This is a genomic window from Xanthomonas campestris pv. asclepiadis (assembly GCF_020784175.1).
In the GTDB taxonomy this organism is placed as follows: domain Bacteria; phylum Pseudomonadota; class Gammaproteobacteria; order Xanthomonadales; family Xanthomonadaceae; genus Xanthomonas; species Xanthomonas campestris_D.
This window is the reverse complement of record NZ_JAJGQM010000014.1, coordinates 61168-74610: the sequence shown is the minus strand read 5'-3', so window position 1 is coordinate 74610 and position 13443 is coordinate 61168. Positions and strand designations below refer to the sequence as shown.

Annotated in this window: 15 protein-coding genes; 7 read left to right on the top strand and 8 right to left on the bottom strand. The window is 65.8% G+C overall.

Annotated elements, in window-relative coordinates:
• Positions 1–221: 221 nt before the first annotated feature.
• Positions 222–923, bottom strand: a complete 702-nt coding sequence (locus LL972_RS09025; RefSeq protein WP_228327305.1) for an SGNH/GDSL hydrolase family protein — start codon at positions 921–923, stop codon at positions 222–224.
• 320 nt (positions 924–1243) lie between these two features.
• Between LL972_RS09025 and LL972_RS09020 the strand changes: the two genes are divergently transcribed.
• From LL972_RS09020 to LL972_RS08990, 7 genes are all read left to right on the top strand, one after another.
• Positions 1244–1624, top strand: coding sequence for a diacylglycerol kinase (locus LL972_RS09020; protein ID WP_228327304.1), 381 nt, complete (start codon positions 1244–1246; stop codon positions 1622–1624).
• 267 nt (positions 1625–1891) lie between these two features.
• The gene (locus LL972_RS09015) at positions 1892–2524 is read left to right on the top strand and encodes a LemA family protein (RefSeq protein ID WP_228327303.1); all 633 of its coding nucleotides are present in this window, start codon (positions 1892–1894) and stop codon (positions 2522–2524) included.
• A gap of 27 nt (positions 2525–2551) precedes the next feature.
• Positions 2552–3463 (top strand): TPM domain-containing protein, encoded by a 912-nt coding sequence (locus LL972_RS09010; RefSeq protein ID WP_228327302.1) that lies wholly within the window; start codon positions 2552–2554, stop codon positions 3461–3463.
• Positions 3463–3954 carry a TPM domain-containing protein gene (locus LL972_RS09005; RefSeq protein WP_228327301.1) on the top strand — a complete coding sequence of 164 codons (492 nt, stop codon included), beginning with the start codon at positions 3463–3465 and terminating at the stop codon, positions 3952–3954. Before LL972_RS09010 ends, LL972_RS09005 begins: the two co-directional genes overlap by 1 nt.
• Positions 3955–4008: 54 nt before the next feature.
• Positions 4009–4899, top strand: a complete 891-nt coding sequence (gene lgt / locus LL972_RS09000) for a prolipoprotein diacylglyceryl transferase (protein ID WP_228327300.1) — start codon at positions 4009–4011, stop codon at positions 4897–4899.
• Positions 4896–5690 (top strand): thymidylate synthase, encoded by a 795-nt coding sequence (locus tag LL972_RS08995; RefSeq protein ID WP_228327299.1) that lies wholly within the window; start codon positions 4896–4898, stop codon positions 5688–5690. The genes lgt and LL972_RS08995 overlap by 4 nt, the downstream gene beginning before the upstream one ends.
• A 66-nt stretch (positions 5691–5756) precedes the next feature.
• Positions 5757–6251 carry a dihydrofolate reductase gene (locus tag LL972_RS08990; protein WP_228327298.1) on the top strand — a complete coding sequence of 165 codons (495 nt, stop codon included), beginning with the start codon at positions 5757–5759 and terminating at the stop codon, positions 6249–6251.
• Between the two features lie 105 nt (positions 6252–6356).
• On the opposite strand, the gene LL972_RS08985 is transcribed toward LL972_RS08990, so the two are convergent.
• The 7 genes from LL972_RS08985 to msuE all read right to left on the bottom strand — a co-directional run bounded on the left by LL972_RS08985 (position 6357) and on the right by msuE (position 13234).
• Positions 6357–7430 (bottom strand): sigma-54 interaction domain-containing protein, encoded by a 1074-nt coding sequence (locus tag LL972_RS08985; protein WP_228327297.1) that lies wholly within the window; start codon positions 7428–7430, stop codon positions 6357–6359.
• A 104-nt stretch (positions 7431–7534) separates the two neighbouring features.
• On the bottom strand, positions 7535–8722 hold the full coding sequence (locus tag LL972_RS08980; RefSeq protein WP_228327296.1) for an acyl-CoA dehydrogenase family protein: 1188 nt from the start codon (positions 8720–8722) through the stop codon (positions 7535–7537).
• 125 nt (positions 8723–8847) lie between these two features.
• Positions 8848–9606 carry an ABC transporter ATP-binding protein gene (locus LL972_RS08975; RefSeq protein WP_228327295.1) on the bottom strand — a complete coding sequence of 253 codons (759 nt, stop codon included), beginning with the start codon at positions 9604–9606 and terminating at the stop codon, positions 8848–8850.
• Entirely contained in the window at positions 9603–10451 is an 849-nt protein-coding gene (locus LL972_RS08970; RefSeq protein WP_228327294.1) for an ABC transporter permease, read from the bottom strand. The genes LL972_RS08975 and LL972_RS08970 overlap by 4 nt, the downstream gene beginning before the upstream one ends.
• Before the next feature lie 8 nt (positions 10452–10459).
• The gene (locus LL972_RS08965; RefSeq protein ID WP_228327293.1) at positions 10460–11464 is read right to left on the bottom strand and encodes an aliphatic sulfonate ABC transporter substrate-binding protein; all 1005 of its coding nucleotides are present in this window, start codon (positions 11462–11464) and stop codon (positions 10460–10462) included.
• Between the two features lie 11 nt (positions 11465–11475).
• The gene (gene ssuD / locus LL972_RS08960; protein WP_228327292.1) at positions 11476–12639 is read right to left on the bottom strand and encodes an FMNH2-dependent alkanesulfonate monooxygenase; all 1164 of its coding nucleotides are present in this window, start codon (positions 12637–12639) and stop codon (positions 11476–11478) included.
• 31 nt (positions 12640–12670) lie between these two features.
• A complete protein-coding gene (gene msuE / locus LL972_RS08955) occupies positions 12671–13234 on the bottom strand; it encodes an FMN reductase (RefSeq protein WP_228327317.1) in 564 nt (187 codons plus the stop codon).
• Positions 13235–13443 lie beyond the last annotated feature (209 nt).

Genomic DNA, 13443 nt, shown 5'->3' with positions numbered 1-13443 from the left:
GGCCGTAGCGGCATGTGGTTGCCTGGAATCGGCCACTGACGAGGGAGATGCACCGCACGCGCCCAGGGCGCAGTTCGCGGTTGCCGATGATGCTGTTTTCCGCCACGTGGCAATGAGGCTGCGCGCCTTGCCGATATCCCGTAGACGCCAGATGCAGCTGCGGGATCGGGGGCGCAATCGATCGATCTTGCGAGTGCGACGCCAGAGCGACCCGCCATGCGTTACTTCTGCTCCAGCACCGGGGCCACCGCCTTGCGCCAGATGGCATAGCCATCGGCGGTCATATGCAGCATGTCCTGGCGAAACAGCTCGGCGCGCGGTTTGCCGTCGGCATCGAGCATCGGCGTGTAGACGTCCACGTAGTCCACCTGCGGCAGCGGCGCGAGTGCATCCTGGATCAGGCGGTTGGCGGTGACGATCGCAGGCAGCAGACGGGCGCGCGAGGGGCTGGGTTTGACCGACAGATAGCTGATGCGTGTGCTGGGCAGATCGCGGCGGATGCGCTTCACGAATGCCAGCACGTCGTCGCGTACCTGCTGCGGCGTGCGGCCGCTGTTGAGATCGTTGTCGCCGGCATACAGCACCACCTGGCGCGGCGCATACGGGATCACGATGCGGTCGGCGTACCAGGTGCTGTCGCGCACTTCCGAACCGCCGAAACCCCGATTGATCACCGGCATGGCGGGGAAATCCTGTGCCAGCGTGTCCCAGAAACGGATCGACGAACTGCCGACGAAGACGATGCCGTGCCTGGGCGGCGGTGTTTGCGCGTCGCTGGTGGCGAAGCGCTGCATGTCGGCTTCCCAGGCGGCATTGGACACCTGCGCCGGTATCTGCGGTGTGGTGTGCGGGGTGGCGGCGTGTAGGTGGCCGGACAACAATACAAGGGCGCATAGCAGCGTGCGCAAGGGGTGTTTGCTCATGCGAATGAACCTGTGACAGTGGAGCGGACCAGCATGGTGCGACAGGCTGGAAGCGCAGGGCAAACCCGTGGGTCTCCAGCGGCTGCGATCGCCTTGCGCGCAGATCGCCTTCTTCGGCCTGCACCGACGAGGTGGCAGAGATTGCGCCGTGCGGCAGCATCTGACGGCCCGGCCGGCCCAACGCCAGCTGTTCGACTGCGTGGCAGTGCCCTGGCGGCGCGCTGCACGACGGTGCAAGATTCGCACTTTCCTCAGCAGTGACCATGCCATGCGTTCGAGCCGTCCCCAGACACGCCCTTGCGGCCGGAAGCACTGACCGCATGGCCGATCAACTGGGACACGTGCCGCGCGGCCCGCGCCGCATGCTCAAGGCGGCGATCTGGTCGTGGCAAGGATTGCGCGCGGCATGGCTGCATGAATCCTCGTTTCGCTTGGAGGTGTGCCTGGCGTTAGTGCTGCTACCGCTGGGGCTGTGGCTCGGTCAGTCCGGCCTGGAACGCATCGCGCTGATCGCGCCACTGCTGATCGTACTGGCGGCCGAATTGCTGAATTCGGCGATCGAGGCGGTGATCGAGCGCTACGGCCCCGAGCACCACGTGCTGGCCGGCCGTGCCAAAGACATGGGCTCGGCGGCGGTGTTCCTGCTGCTGATCAATGTGCTGCTCTGCTGGGGACTGATACTGCTGCCGCGGTGGTTCTGAAGGGCAGCGCGTCTGCGCAAGCCGCAGCCGTTGATCGGTTTCTGCAGGTGATGGGATAGGCGGATGCGTGGACACGTCCGTGGCGATGCGACGCACCAGAACGCGCCAGCGGTCGTGTCAGCCGGCCACACAGCGTGCGGTGACTGCTTCTGCCTGTTGCCAGGCTCTTCGCGCCTGGCCGGAATCACCTGCCAGGCGGGCGCATGTGCATGCCGGCTTGACTGGCCACGTGGCATGCTGCGGCTCTCTTTCAACGGAATCGCCTGCATGCCCGTCCTGATTCGCGCCCTGGTGTTGCTGATGCTGACCGTCTCGCTGTCCGGTTGCGGCTACAACGCGATCCAGCAGAAGGAAGAAGGGGTCAAGGCAGGTTGGTCGGAGGTGCTGAATCAATATCAGCGTCGTGCCGACCTGATTCCCAATCTGGTGCGCACCGTGCAGGGCTATGCCCAGCAGGAGCGTCAGGTACTGACCGAGGTGACCAATGCGCGCTCGCGGGTCGGACAGATCCAGGTCAATGCCGATGACGAAGCCTCGCTGAAGCAGTTCCAGCAGGCGCAGGGCGAGCTCGGCAGCGCGCTGTCGCGCCTGTTGGTGGTCAGCGAAAACTATCCGCAGCTCAAATCCGACCAGTCGTTCCGCGACCTGCAGGTACAGCTGGAAGGCACCGAGAACCGCATCACCGTGGCGCGTGGTCGCTATATCCAGACGGTGCAGGAGTACAACACCTACATCCGTTCGTTCCCGCAGGTGATCACCGCCAAGATCTTCGGCTATCAGCCCAAGCCCAACTTCAGCGTGGAAAACGAAGCGCAGATTTCGCGCGCACCGCAGGTGGATTTCGGCAATCAGCAGGCGCCGTCGCAGCAGCCTACGCAGCAGCCGCAACCTGCGCAGTAACAGCGCTTACCAGGCAGGAGTCAGGCAATGCGGCAAACGCACAGCTGGATGTTGTGGATGATGGCGCTCTTCTTGCTGCCGGCTTCGCTCCTGGCGCAGGATCTTGCAGCCATTCCGCCACTGCGCTCGCCCGTGGTCGATACCACCGGCACCTTGGATGCCACGCAGATCCAGCAACTCGAGCAGCAGGCGCTGGCCTTGCAGCAGCGCAAGGGCGCGCAGTTGCAGATTCTGATCGTGCCCACCACGCAGCCGGAGGCGATCGAGCAGTACACCCAGCGCGTGTTCGACCAGTGGAAGATCGGCCGCAAGGGCGTGGACGATGGTGTGTTGCTGCTGGTGGCTAAGGACGATCGCCGGGTGCGGATCCAGCCCGGTTACGGCCTGGAAGGCGCAATCCCCGACATCACCGCCAACCGCATCATCCAGGAGTACCTGGCACCGCGTTTTCGTGAGGGCGACTACGCAGGCGGCATCAGCGCTGCGACCGCAACGCTGGCCGGGCTGATCGAGGGCGAGGCCTTGCCGGCGCCGGTCAGCGGGCACGCCGATGCCGGCACTGGCAATGGTTCGGGCGGAGGCGGTGACTGGATCATGGCCTTGTTCATCGGCTTTGTGGTCGCGATGGTGGCGCGTGGCATCCTCGGCGCCCTGCCGCGGCCGCTGCGTGCGTTGCTGACCGGCGTCGCTGCCGGTGGCGCGGCCTTGCTGTTTACCTCGCTGCTGTTCGCCAGTGCCGGCGCTGCGGTGATCGGGTTGCTGGCAGGCCTGGCGTCCGGTTCGTCGGGGCGCTTTGTCGGCGGCGGTGGCTGGGGCGGTGGCTGGGGCGGTGGTGGATTCGGTGGCTTTGGAGGCGGTGGCCGCGGCGGTTTCGGTGGCGGCGGCTGGGGTGGTGGTGGCGGATCATCGGGAGGCGGTGGCGCCTCGGGGAGCTGGTGATGCGTTGGCTCAGACACATTTTCGCGCCCTCGGCGCAGCGCAGTTTCCCGGCCAGTTGCATGGATGCGATCGCCGCGGCAGTTGCTGCCAGCGAGCGCACCCATACCGGGCAGATCATGGTGGCGGTGGAAGCCGACCTGCCGCTGGGCGCGCTATGGCGCGGGCAGACCGCACGCCAGCACGCCGAACAGGCCTTCGCGCAATTGCGCACCTGGGACACCGAGGCCAATAACGGAGTACTGCTCTACCTGCTGCTGGCCGACCACGCCATCGAAGTGGTCGCCGACCGCGGCCTGCGCAGCCGGGTGCCGGAGGCGCAGTGGGCCGAGGTGTGTCGGCGCATGCAGCAGTTCCTGCGCGATGGCGAATACGAGGCGGCGGTGCTGGCCGGGATCGAGGCGGTGACCGAGCTGTTGACCGCGCATTTCCCTGCCGCCCCCGGCGCCCAGCATGAAGACGAGCTGCCCGATCGTCCCCAGCTCTTAGGCTGAGCGCGTTCGAGGTGTCAGAATAGACGCCTCGCTTTTTTGTGATCCGCGGTCCGCATGATCTATTTGCACGCCATCGACCCCATCGCCTTCTCGCTTGGACCGGTGCAGGTGCACTGGTACGGGTTGATGTATCTGGCTGCGTTCTTCTCCGCCTGGGCACTGGGGCGCTCGCGCATCCTGCGCGGCCGCCTGCCGGGCGTGGACATGGACGGATTTTCCGACCTGTTGTTCTACGGCATGCTCGGTGTGGTGCTGGGTGGGCGCATCGGCTACATGCTGTTCTATGCGTTCGACAGCTTGCTGGCCAACCCGTTGATCCTGTTCAAGGTGTGGCAGGGCGGCATGAGCTTCCACGGCGGCCTGTTGGGTGTGTTGATCGCCTGCGGACTGTGGGCGCGCAAGCACCGGTTGCACTTCTTCGACGTGATGGACTTCGTGGCACCGCTGGTGCCGTTGGGCTTGGGCTTCGGGAGGCTCGGCAATTTCGTCGGCGGTGAGTTGTGGGGCAAGTTCACCGATGCCGGCTGGGGCGTGATCTTCCCGCTTGCGCCGGAACTGGCCGGCAAGTTGCCGGCAGAACTCCGGGCGCAGTACGCCACCGGTGCGTTGAACCAGTTTGCGCGGCATCCGTCGCAGCTCTACGAGGCGGCGCTGGAAGGCGTGGTGATGTTCGTTGTGCTGTGGACCTTCTCGATGAAGCCGCGTGCACGCTATGCGGTGTCGGGGATGTTCGCGCTGCTGTACGGCGTGTTCCGTTTCATCGTGGAATTCGTGCGCGTGCCGGACGCACCGATCGGCTACCTGGCCTTCAACTGGCTGACGATGGGGCAGATCCTGAGCCTGCCGTTGATCATCGGCGGCCTGGTGTTGCTGGCGATGTCGCGCCGCGCGCCGGTGCTGCAGCCGGTGCGGGTGCAGGCCGCGGGTGTGGAGGCGGCCAAGTGAAGCCCTATCTGGACCTGCTGCAGCATGTGCTGGAACACGGCGCCGAGAAGTCCGATCGCACCGGTACCGGCACGCGCAGCGTGTTCGGCTGGCAGATGCGCTTCGACCTCAACCACGGCTTTCCGCTGGTCACCACCAAGAAGCTGCACCTGCGCTCGATCATCCACGAGCTGCTGTGGTTCCTGCAGGGCGACACCAACATCGGCTATCTCAAGGACCACCAGGTTCGCATCTGGGACGAATGGGCCGACGCCGATGGCAATCTCGGCCCGGTCTACGGCAAGCAGTGGCGGCGCTGGACCGGCCCGGACGGCGTCGAGATCGACCAGATGCAATGGCTGGTGGACGAGATCAAGCGCAACCCGGATTCGCGCCGGCTGGTGATCAGTGCCTGGAACGTCGGCGAGCTGCCACAGATGGCCCTGATGCCGTGCCACAGCCTGTTCCAGTTCTATGTGGTGAACGGCAAGCTCAGCTGCCAGCTCTATCAGCGCAGCGGCGACATCTTTCTGGGTGTGCCATTCAATATCGCCAGCTATGCGTTGCTGACGCATATGGTGGCGCAGGCAACCGGCCTGGGCGTGGGTGATTTCGTGCATACCCTCGGTGATGCGCACCTGTACTCGAATCACTTCGAGCAGGCACGCGAGCAATTGACACGCACGCCGCGCGCGCTGCCGCGCCTGCGCCTGAATCCAGCCGTGACCGACCTGTTCGCATTCCGCTTCGAGGACATCGCCATCGAGGGTTACGACCCGCATCCGGCGATCAAGGCGCCGGTGGCGGTGTAAGCGTGGCTTCGCTGGCTGAGTGATGCCGCACATTGATTGGATGTTCGAAGGGATATCGTCTGCTGCATGAAAATCACCTTGATCGTCGCGTTCGACCGCAACAACGCCATTGGCCGTGATAACGAATTGCCGTGGAAGCTGCCGGACGACCTGAAGCGTTTCAAGGCGCTGACCTTGGGCAAGCCGATCCTGATGGGGCGCAAGACTGCGCAATCGTTGGGACGTGCCTTGCCGGGGCGTTTGAACCTGGTGCTGACGCGTTCGGGGCAGGTGCCGTTTGCGGACATGCGGGCGGTGGCGTCGGTCGATGCCGCGATTGCGCAGGCCGAGGCGGCCGGTGCACAGGAGCTGTGCGTCATCGGTGGCGGCGAGGTGTATCGGCTGACCATGGAACGTGCCGACCTGCTGGCCGTCACCGAAGTGGACACCAGCGTGGAGCGGACCGACACCTACTTTCCGCCGATCGACCCGGCCGTGTGGGAGGCCGTGCAGCGCGAACAGCACGCAGCCGATGCCCGTCATGCCTTCGCGTTCGACTATGTGGACTATCGGCGGCGCTGAGGCTTTTGTTCGACTGAAGAGGGTGGCTCAGCGGTTGCGGCAAGGCGTGCGGTGCCTGAGCTGTTCGGCGTTGTCCGCAGATCACGTGCAAACAGTGGCGCGTGATCATCCGATACGCTTGTTCACCACCAGCTCGCCCAACGCGATCAGGCGCGCACGCACGATGTTGCGGCTCAATCCCAGTAAGGCGGCAGTTCTGACCTGATTGCGGTGACAGTGGCGATAGGCGGCGCGGAACAGTTGATCTTCCACCGTTGCATGCAGTGCGGCGCCGGCACTTTCGAACAAGCGGTCGAAGGCGCGTTCGAGCAAGGCCTGGCCATCTTCATGCGCATCGCCGCCTGCCTGCGCCGGAAGTCGCAGTTGCGACAGGCGGATGTCCTGAGCATGCACGACACCATCGCGATGGATCAGCAAGGTGTGGTGGATGACGTTTTCCAGTTCGCGGATATTGCCCGGCCAGGGATATTCCACCAGCAGGCGTTCGGCGTCCGCGCTGATCGTCACCTGGCCGTGGCCCAGCCGCTGGCTGTAGATGTCGACGAAGTGGCGGATCAGCGGCGGAATGTCGCCAGGCCGGTCGCGCAGCGGCTTGAGTTCCACACCGACCACGTTGAGGCGGTAGAACAGGTCCTGGCGAAAATGCCCTTGCCCGATCACCTGATCCAGCGGCACGTTGGTGGCGGCCAGAACGCGCACGTCGATCGGCACGCTACGGCGCGAGCCCAGCCGCACCACTTCGCGCTCCTGCAGCACGCGCAGCAGCTTGACCTGAATCGGCATCGGCAGGTTGCCGATTTCGTCGAGAAACAGGGTGCCACCGTTGGCTTCCTCGAACCAGCCGGCCTTGGCGCTGAGCGCGCCGGTGAAGGCGCCTTTCTCGTGCCCGAACAGTTCCGCATCCACCAGCGATTCGCTGAAAGCGCCGCAATTGACTGCCACGAACGGATGGCGCGCACGCGCGCTGCAGTTGTGGAGGTGGCGTGCGACCAGTTCTTTCCCGGTGCCCGATTCGCCGACGATCAGCACGCTGGCTTCGCTCGGCGCCACGCGTTCGAGGTGTGCCAGCAATGCCTGCGAGGACGGGTCTTCGAACACGTGCGCGCTGGCGCGTACGGGGTGGTTGGCAGGCGCGCGCTGTTGCGCGGCAGGCAAGCTCAGCAAGCGGAGATCGGACATGGGACGGGCTCGTGCATGGGGGAAGGACGGGCGCGAGGCGGCGTCGGTTCAACACGGCGGGACGCGAGGTCCGAATTGCAGGTGCAGGCCAAGCATCGGCAGGCTCAAGAGTAGAAACTGGGCGTGGGCGGCTGCTGGCGCAGCGCCCATTCGCCGAGTTCGCGCAGCTTGTAATCGACCGGGTCGTGCAGCGTCTGGGTGCGCAGGTTGCGCCAGTAGCGGTCCAGCCGCAGCGCGGCGTGCGTGGCGCGCGCGCCGGTGACCTCGAACAGCTTGCTGCACACCTCCAGCCCGACCCGGGTAGTGGCGACCTTGGCGGCAGCCACCGCCAACGCGACCTGCGCGCGTTCGTCGCTGCTTAGTGCGTGTTCTTTACGCCAGGCGGTGTCCAGCAATTCGGCGGCGCGGCCGGTGAGCAGCCGGGCACTTTCCAGGCCCAGCCAGAACTCGCCGTAATGAGCCAGGATGTAAGGGTCGTCACTGGCCTGCTCGACCCCGGAGCGGTGCCAGGCGCGGGCCTCGGTCAGGGTGTAGGTGCGCGCTTGCTCGAATGCGCCTTCGGCGATGCCCAGGAACAGATGCGCGAACAGCAACTGCGCGATCAAGGGGCGTAGACAGGCGAACGGCGTGCTCAAAGGGCCGGGGTCGAGCAGCAGCTCGCTTTCTTCCACGCGCACGCGTTCGAAGGTGGTGCTGCCGCTGTCGGTCTGGCGTTGGCCGATGTTGTCCCAGTCATGTCCCAGCGTGATGCCGCTGCGCGCGGTGGGAATGGCACCGATCAACAGCTTGCCGCTGCGTTCGTCCAATGCGGAGGCGATCAGCATCTGCGAGTCGATCGCGCCGGAACAGAAGCTTTTCCTGCCGGAGAACTCGCGCCATCCTTCGCATTGCACGGCGATGGTGCGGGTATCCAGCGGATTGAGCGCGTTGCCCCAGAACCATTGCTTGCGCGCAGTCTGCTCCAGCCACGGCTGCCACTGCGCTGGCTGGCCGAACAGGCGCACGGTGGCCAGCATCAAATGATGGAAGCCGAAGACATGCGCGATGGAGCTATCGACCTTGGCGAATGCGCGCACGATCTGCAGCACCTCGCTCCAGCTGGCACCAAGGCCGCCGTACTGCAGCGGAATGCTGAGGCCGAGCAGGCCGCTGGCACGCAGCGCGTCGCGCTCGGCCTTGGGCGTGCCGCCGCGTGCATCGCGCTCGACGGCGGTGTCGGCGAAGTCGGCGGCCAGGCGCTGGGCGGCCTGCAATGGATTGAGCAGAGTCGGTTGCGGTTGACGGCTGGTCATACGCGATGGCCTTGTCCTAATACGAAAGGAGGAGTGCTGGCCGAAGCAATCATCAGCGCGACTGCAGATGATCGCGGCCGCTGACGCGCGCCGCCCTGGGCACGAATTCCAGCCCGGAACGCCGGTCAAAACACATGGATGTCGTGCAGCGCTGCGAGCAGGGTCTGACGGGCCTGACGCAGCGCCGGTTCGTCGGCCTGGCGATCGCGCGGACGTGGCGTGTCCAGCCGCAATGCGTGCGCGATCGATCCGGGCTGGCCGCCGATGACGATCGCACGGTCGCTCAGATACACCGCTTCGTCGATGTCATGGGTCACCAGCAGCACGCTGAAGTCGTGTTCGTTGGCCAGACGCAGCAGCAACTCCTGCAATTTGATACGGGTGAAGGCATCCACCGCACTGAAGGGTTCGTCGAGCAGCAGCACGCGCGGTTGCCGGTACAGCCCACGGGCCAGCGCCACGCGTTGCGCCTGGCCGCCGGACAGCTGCTTGGGCAGCGCGCTTGCGTAGTCGAGCAGCCCGACCTCGCTGAGCAACTGCCGTACGCGTGGAGATTGCCGCGCCGCAGCTGGCGATAGATCGCTTTCGTCGGCGAAGGCGACATTGGCGGCCACGTCCAGCCACGGCAGCAGGCGCGGTTCCTGGAAGATGAAGCCGATGCGCCGGTCGACACCGCACACACGCGCACCATCCAGCACCACCTCGCCGGTGTAATCGCGTTCCAGGCCGGCCACGATGCGTAGCAGGGTGCTCTTGCCGCAGCCGCTGGCACCGATCAGGCTGACGATCTCGCCCGGCACCAATTGCAGGTCGATGTCGCGCAGCACATGGCGCGCGCCGAACTGCTTTGCGGCGATACGCAGCTGCAGGCCGGTGCCGCTCACGTGTGGGCTCCTGCGTGAGCGGGCATGCTGCGATTCTGCAGGTTGTCGCGCCAGCGCAAGGTGCGCGATTCGATCGCCTTGAGCACGCCATCGCTGAGCTTGCCGAGCAGGGCCAGCAGCACGATCGCGCCGATCACGATGTCCGGCCGCGAGGTCTCGCGCCCGTCGCTGAGCAGATAGCCCAGCCCGCGCGTGGCGGCGATCAGTTCGGCGGCCACCAGAAACATCCAGGCCAGACTCAGGCTGGTGCGCAGCCCGGTGAAAATCGACGGCAGCGCCGCCGGCAGCAGGATCCGCCGCACCAGACGCGGTTTGGACAGGCCGTAGCTTTCGCCCAGTTCCACCAGCGTGCGGTCGACCTGGCGCAGGCCGCTGACCACGCCCAGATACACCGGAAAAAAAGCACCGATGGCGATCAGGGTGATCTTCGGCGCCTCGTCGATGCCCATCCACAGCAACAGCAAAGGCACCCAGGCCAGGCTGGGCACCGCGCGCAGCGCCTGGAAGCTGGGGTCGATCAGCTGTTCCAGCCAGCGGCTCAGGCCGACCCCCACGCCGATCAGCAAGCCCAGGCCGGCACCGATGGCGAAGCCGGCCAGCACCCGCAACAGGCTGGCGCCGATATGGCTGGCCAGCCCGCGGCCTGCCTCGTCTGCCAGCGTGGTCAGGACCTGGCTGGGCGGCGGCAGCAGGTAGCGCGGTGTCCAGCCCAGCGCCGAGGCGATTTCGAGTGCGCCGAAGAAGCTCAGTGGCAACAGCCAACCAAGGCTGCTGGCCGGCAGTCTGAGTCGCGAGCGCGGAGTGGTCGCCAAGCTGCGCGCGACGTGCAAGGAGGTGTCGTTCATTGCCATGCTCAGCCCTGCGCCACGCGTGCGCGTTTGGCGTAGTCGGGATCGATCAGTGCGGCCAGCACCTTGGTCAGATCGGTGCCGGGCCGGACCAGGCCTTCTTCCAGCAGGATGGGCGCCGCGCTGTGCAGCGCCGCGCGCTCTTCGGGACCAATCACCGGATTGCGCAGGTCGGTGCGCTGCAGCTGTAGCGTAGCGACCTGCAGCGACAACCGGGCCTCGGCGGCGATCAGCGCGGCAAGGTCGTCGGGGTGCGCGATCGCCCATTTGCGCGCTTTTTCGTAGGCCTGGATCACCAGCGGAATCTGATCGGGATAAGCAGCAGCGAACGTCTCGCTGACATTCAAGAAGCCACGGGAATTGAAGGCGACGTTGCGGTAGATCAAGCGCGTGCCGGCCTCGATCTGGCTCGCGGCGAGGTGCGGGTCCAGGCCGGACCAGGCGTCCACATCGCCGCGTTCGAGCGCGGTGCGCCCGTCGGGATGCTGCAGATGGACGATCTCCACGGCGTTCTTGCTCAATCCGGCCTGCCGCAGCGCGCGCAGCAGGAACAGGTAGGCGTCGGTGCCCTTGGTGGCGGCGATGCGTTTGCCTTTGAGTTCGGTCAGCTGCCGGATGGGCGAGTGCTTGCCCACCGCCAGCGCGATCCATTCCGGCCGCGAGTAGATGTACACGGCCTTGATCGGATTGCCGTTGGCGCGCGCCAGCAGCGAGGCCAGGCCGGCGGTGCTGCCGAAGTCGATGCTGTTGCCGCCCAGGTATTCGAGTGCGCGATTGCTGCCGGCTGACAGCACCCACTTGACCTGCGTGCCCTGCGCCTTGAGCGCTTCTTCCAGCCAGCCGAAGTGCTTGAGCACCAGCGAGGTCGGCGAGTAGTAGGCGTAGTCCAGGCGCAATTGCTTGGGAACGGCGGGCCTGGCTTGCGCGAAGGCGGCGCCGGGCAGCAGCGGCGAGGCGCCGAGCGCGACGCCGGCGAGGGTTCCGAATTTGAGCAGGTTGCGGCGTTTCATGAGTGCTCCAGTCAGCGCGCCGAGGCGCGTGGCACGATGGTGTTGGCGATGACCTCGCCGAAGGGACCGCTCAGGGCCTGTCCGGGCAGCTTCTGTTTGACCGCGCGCGGCAGCAGCGGGAACACCAGTTCGGCGAAGCGATAGGCCTCCTCCAGATGCGGATAGCCGGAGAAGATGAAGGTATCGATGCCGAGCGCAGCGTATTCCTCGATACGCGCAGCCACGGTCTGCGGGTCGCCGACCAGTGCGGTGCCGGCACCGCCGCGCACCAGGCCGACCCCGGCCCATAGGTTGGGGCTGACTTCCAGATCGGCGTGGGTGCGGCGCTGACCGCGGCTATGCAATGCGGCCATGCGACGCTGGCCCACCGAATCCATGCGCGCAAACGCACTCTGTGCGCGCTCCACGGTGTCATCGTCGAGGTGACTGATCAACGACTCCGCTGCCGCCCAGGCCTGCGCATCGGTTTCGCGCACGATCACGTGCAGGCGGATGCCGAAGGTGAGCGTGCGCCCGAGCGCGGCGGCCTTGCTGCGTACCGAGGCGATCTTTTCCGCCACCGCCTGCGGCGGCTCGCCCCAGGTCAGGTAGGTATCCACCTGCTCGGCCGCCAACTCGTGTGCCGCGTCGGAAGAGCCACCGAACCACACCGGCGGATACGGCTGCTGCACCGTGGGGTACAGCAGCTTGGCCGCCTTGACCTGCAGATGTCTGCCGTCGAAGTCGTAGCTGTCGCCGGCGTGGCTGTGGGCGATGATCTCGCGCCAGATGCGGATGAATTCTGCCGAGGCTTCATAGCGCTCGGCATGGTCGAGGAACACGCCATCGCCTTCCAGTTCGCCGCGGTCGCCGCCGGTGACCAGGTTCACCAGCAGGCGTCCGCCCGACAGCCGGTCGAAGCTGGCGGCCATGCGTGCGGCCAGCGCCGGCGCCATCAGGCCGGGACGCAGTGCGACCAGAAACTTCAGCCGGCGTGTGGCATTGATCAGGCTGGATGCGATCACCCAGGGGTCTTCGCAGGAACGCCCGGTAGGAATCAGCACACCGTCGTAGCCCAGCGTGTCGGCCGCAACGGCCACCTGGGTAACGTACTCGGCGCTGACCTGGCGTGCGCCCTCGCTGGTGCCCAGATAGCGGCTGTCGCCGTGGGTGGGAATGAACCAGAACATGTCCATGGGTGGTCTCGGTGAGTGCTGCCTGTGGTGATCAGGCGATGCGACGCAGCGCGTCGCGGCGGGCGCCGAGCAGGCCGGCGGCGCGCTCGGCAGCCAGTGCGATGCGTTGGTGCAGCGCTGGGCTGACCACGCGGTAATCCTGGAAATCGGCTTCGGTGGCATAGATGCCGATCGGCAAGGTCAATGCCTGGAAGAAGGCGAACAGCGGGCGCAGTTGGTGATCGATCACCAGCGCGTGCCGCTCGCTGCCGCCTGTCGCCGCGAGCAGCACCGGCGTGTCGATCAGCGCATTGATGTCGATCAGATCGAACACGTGCTTGAGCAGTCCGGGATAGGAGCCGCGATATACCGGCGCAACGACCAATAGCAGGTCGGCAGATTCGATCTGGCGCAATGCCTGCTCCGACGTTTCGTCCAACTCGCTGCGCCACAGTGCCGCACCCAGCGGCCGGGCGATATCGCCGAGCTGCAGGATGCTGGATTTGATCGCCAGTCGTTGCGCAAGTTCGGCAAGCGTTGCCTCAGCCAAGGCAAGGCTGCGAGAGGGGCGCGAGGTGCCGCCGGAAACGGCAACGACATTCAACGGAGTACGCATGCGTGGGTCCTGTGGTTGCGGTGTCTGGTGGTCACGTAATGTCCGTGCCATCCGGATAGCTACAGTGTTGCTGCAGAAACAAAAAACGATGCCTCGACACTGTCTCTGCATCGACAGCGGGGCATTCCATCTGACTGCACGTCGCCGGACATGGCAATGGTGCACAGCCGTCAAATGCACGCAAGGCTTATCAGATTTGAGAATGACTT

Coding starts and splice junctions, on each gene's coding strand:
- LL972_RS09025 (WP_228327305.1), bottom strand. CDS start 923: ATGAGCAAACACCCCTTGCGCACGCTGCTATGCGCCCTTGTATTGTTG.
- LL972_RS09020 (WP_228327304.1), top strand. CDS start 1,244: ATGGCCGATCAACTGGGACACGTGCCGCGCGGCCCGCGCCGCATGCTC.
- LL972_RS09015 (WP_228327303.1), top strand. CDS start 1,892: ATGCCCGTCCTGATTCGCGCCCTGGTGTTGCTGATGCTGACCGTCTCG.
- LL972_RS09010 (WP_228327302.1), top strand. CDS start 2,552: ATGCGGCAAACGCACAGCTGGATGTTGTGGATGATGGCGCTCTTCTTG.
- LL972_RS09005 (WP_228327301.1), top strand. CDS start 3,463: ATGCGTTGGCTCAGACACATTTTCGCGCCCTCGGCGCAGCGCAGTTTC.
- lgt (WP_228327300.1), top strand. CDS start 4,009: ATGATCTATTTGCACGCCATCGACCCCATCGCCTTCTCGCTTGGACCG.
- LL972_RS08990 (WP_228327298.1), top strand. CDS start 5,757: ATGAAAATCACCTTGATCGTCGCGTTCGACCGCAACAACGCCATTGGC.
- LL972_RS08985 (WP_228327297.1), bottom strand. CDS start 7,430: ATGTCCGATCTCCGCTTGCTGAGCTTGCCTGCCGCGCAACAGCGCGCG.
- LL972_RS08980 (WP_228327296.1), bottom strand. CDS start 8,722: ATGACCAGCCGTCAACCGCAACCGACTCTGCTCAATCCATTGCAGGCC.
- LL972_RS08970 (WP_228327294.1), bottom strand. CDS start 10,451: ATGAACGACACCTCCTTGCACGTCGCGCGCAGCTTGGCGACCACTCCG.
- LL972_RS08965 (WP_228327293.1), bottom strand. CDS start 11,464: ATGAAACGCCGCAACCTGCTCAAATTCGGAACCCTCGCCGGCGTCGCG.
- ssuD (WP_228327292.1), bottom strand. CDS start 12,639: ATGGACATGTTCTGGTTCATTCCCACCCACGGCGACAGCCGCTATCTG.
- msuE (WP_228327317.1), bottom strand. CDS start 13,234: ATGCGTACTCCGTTGAATGTCGTTGCCGTTTCCGGCGGCACCTCGCGC.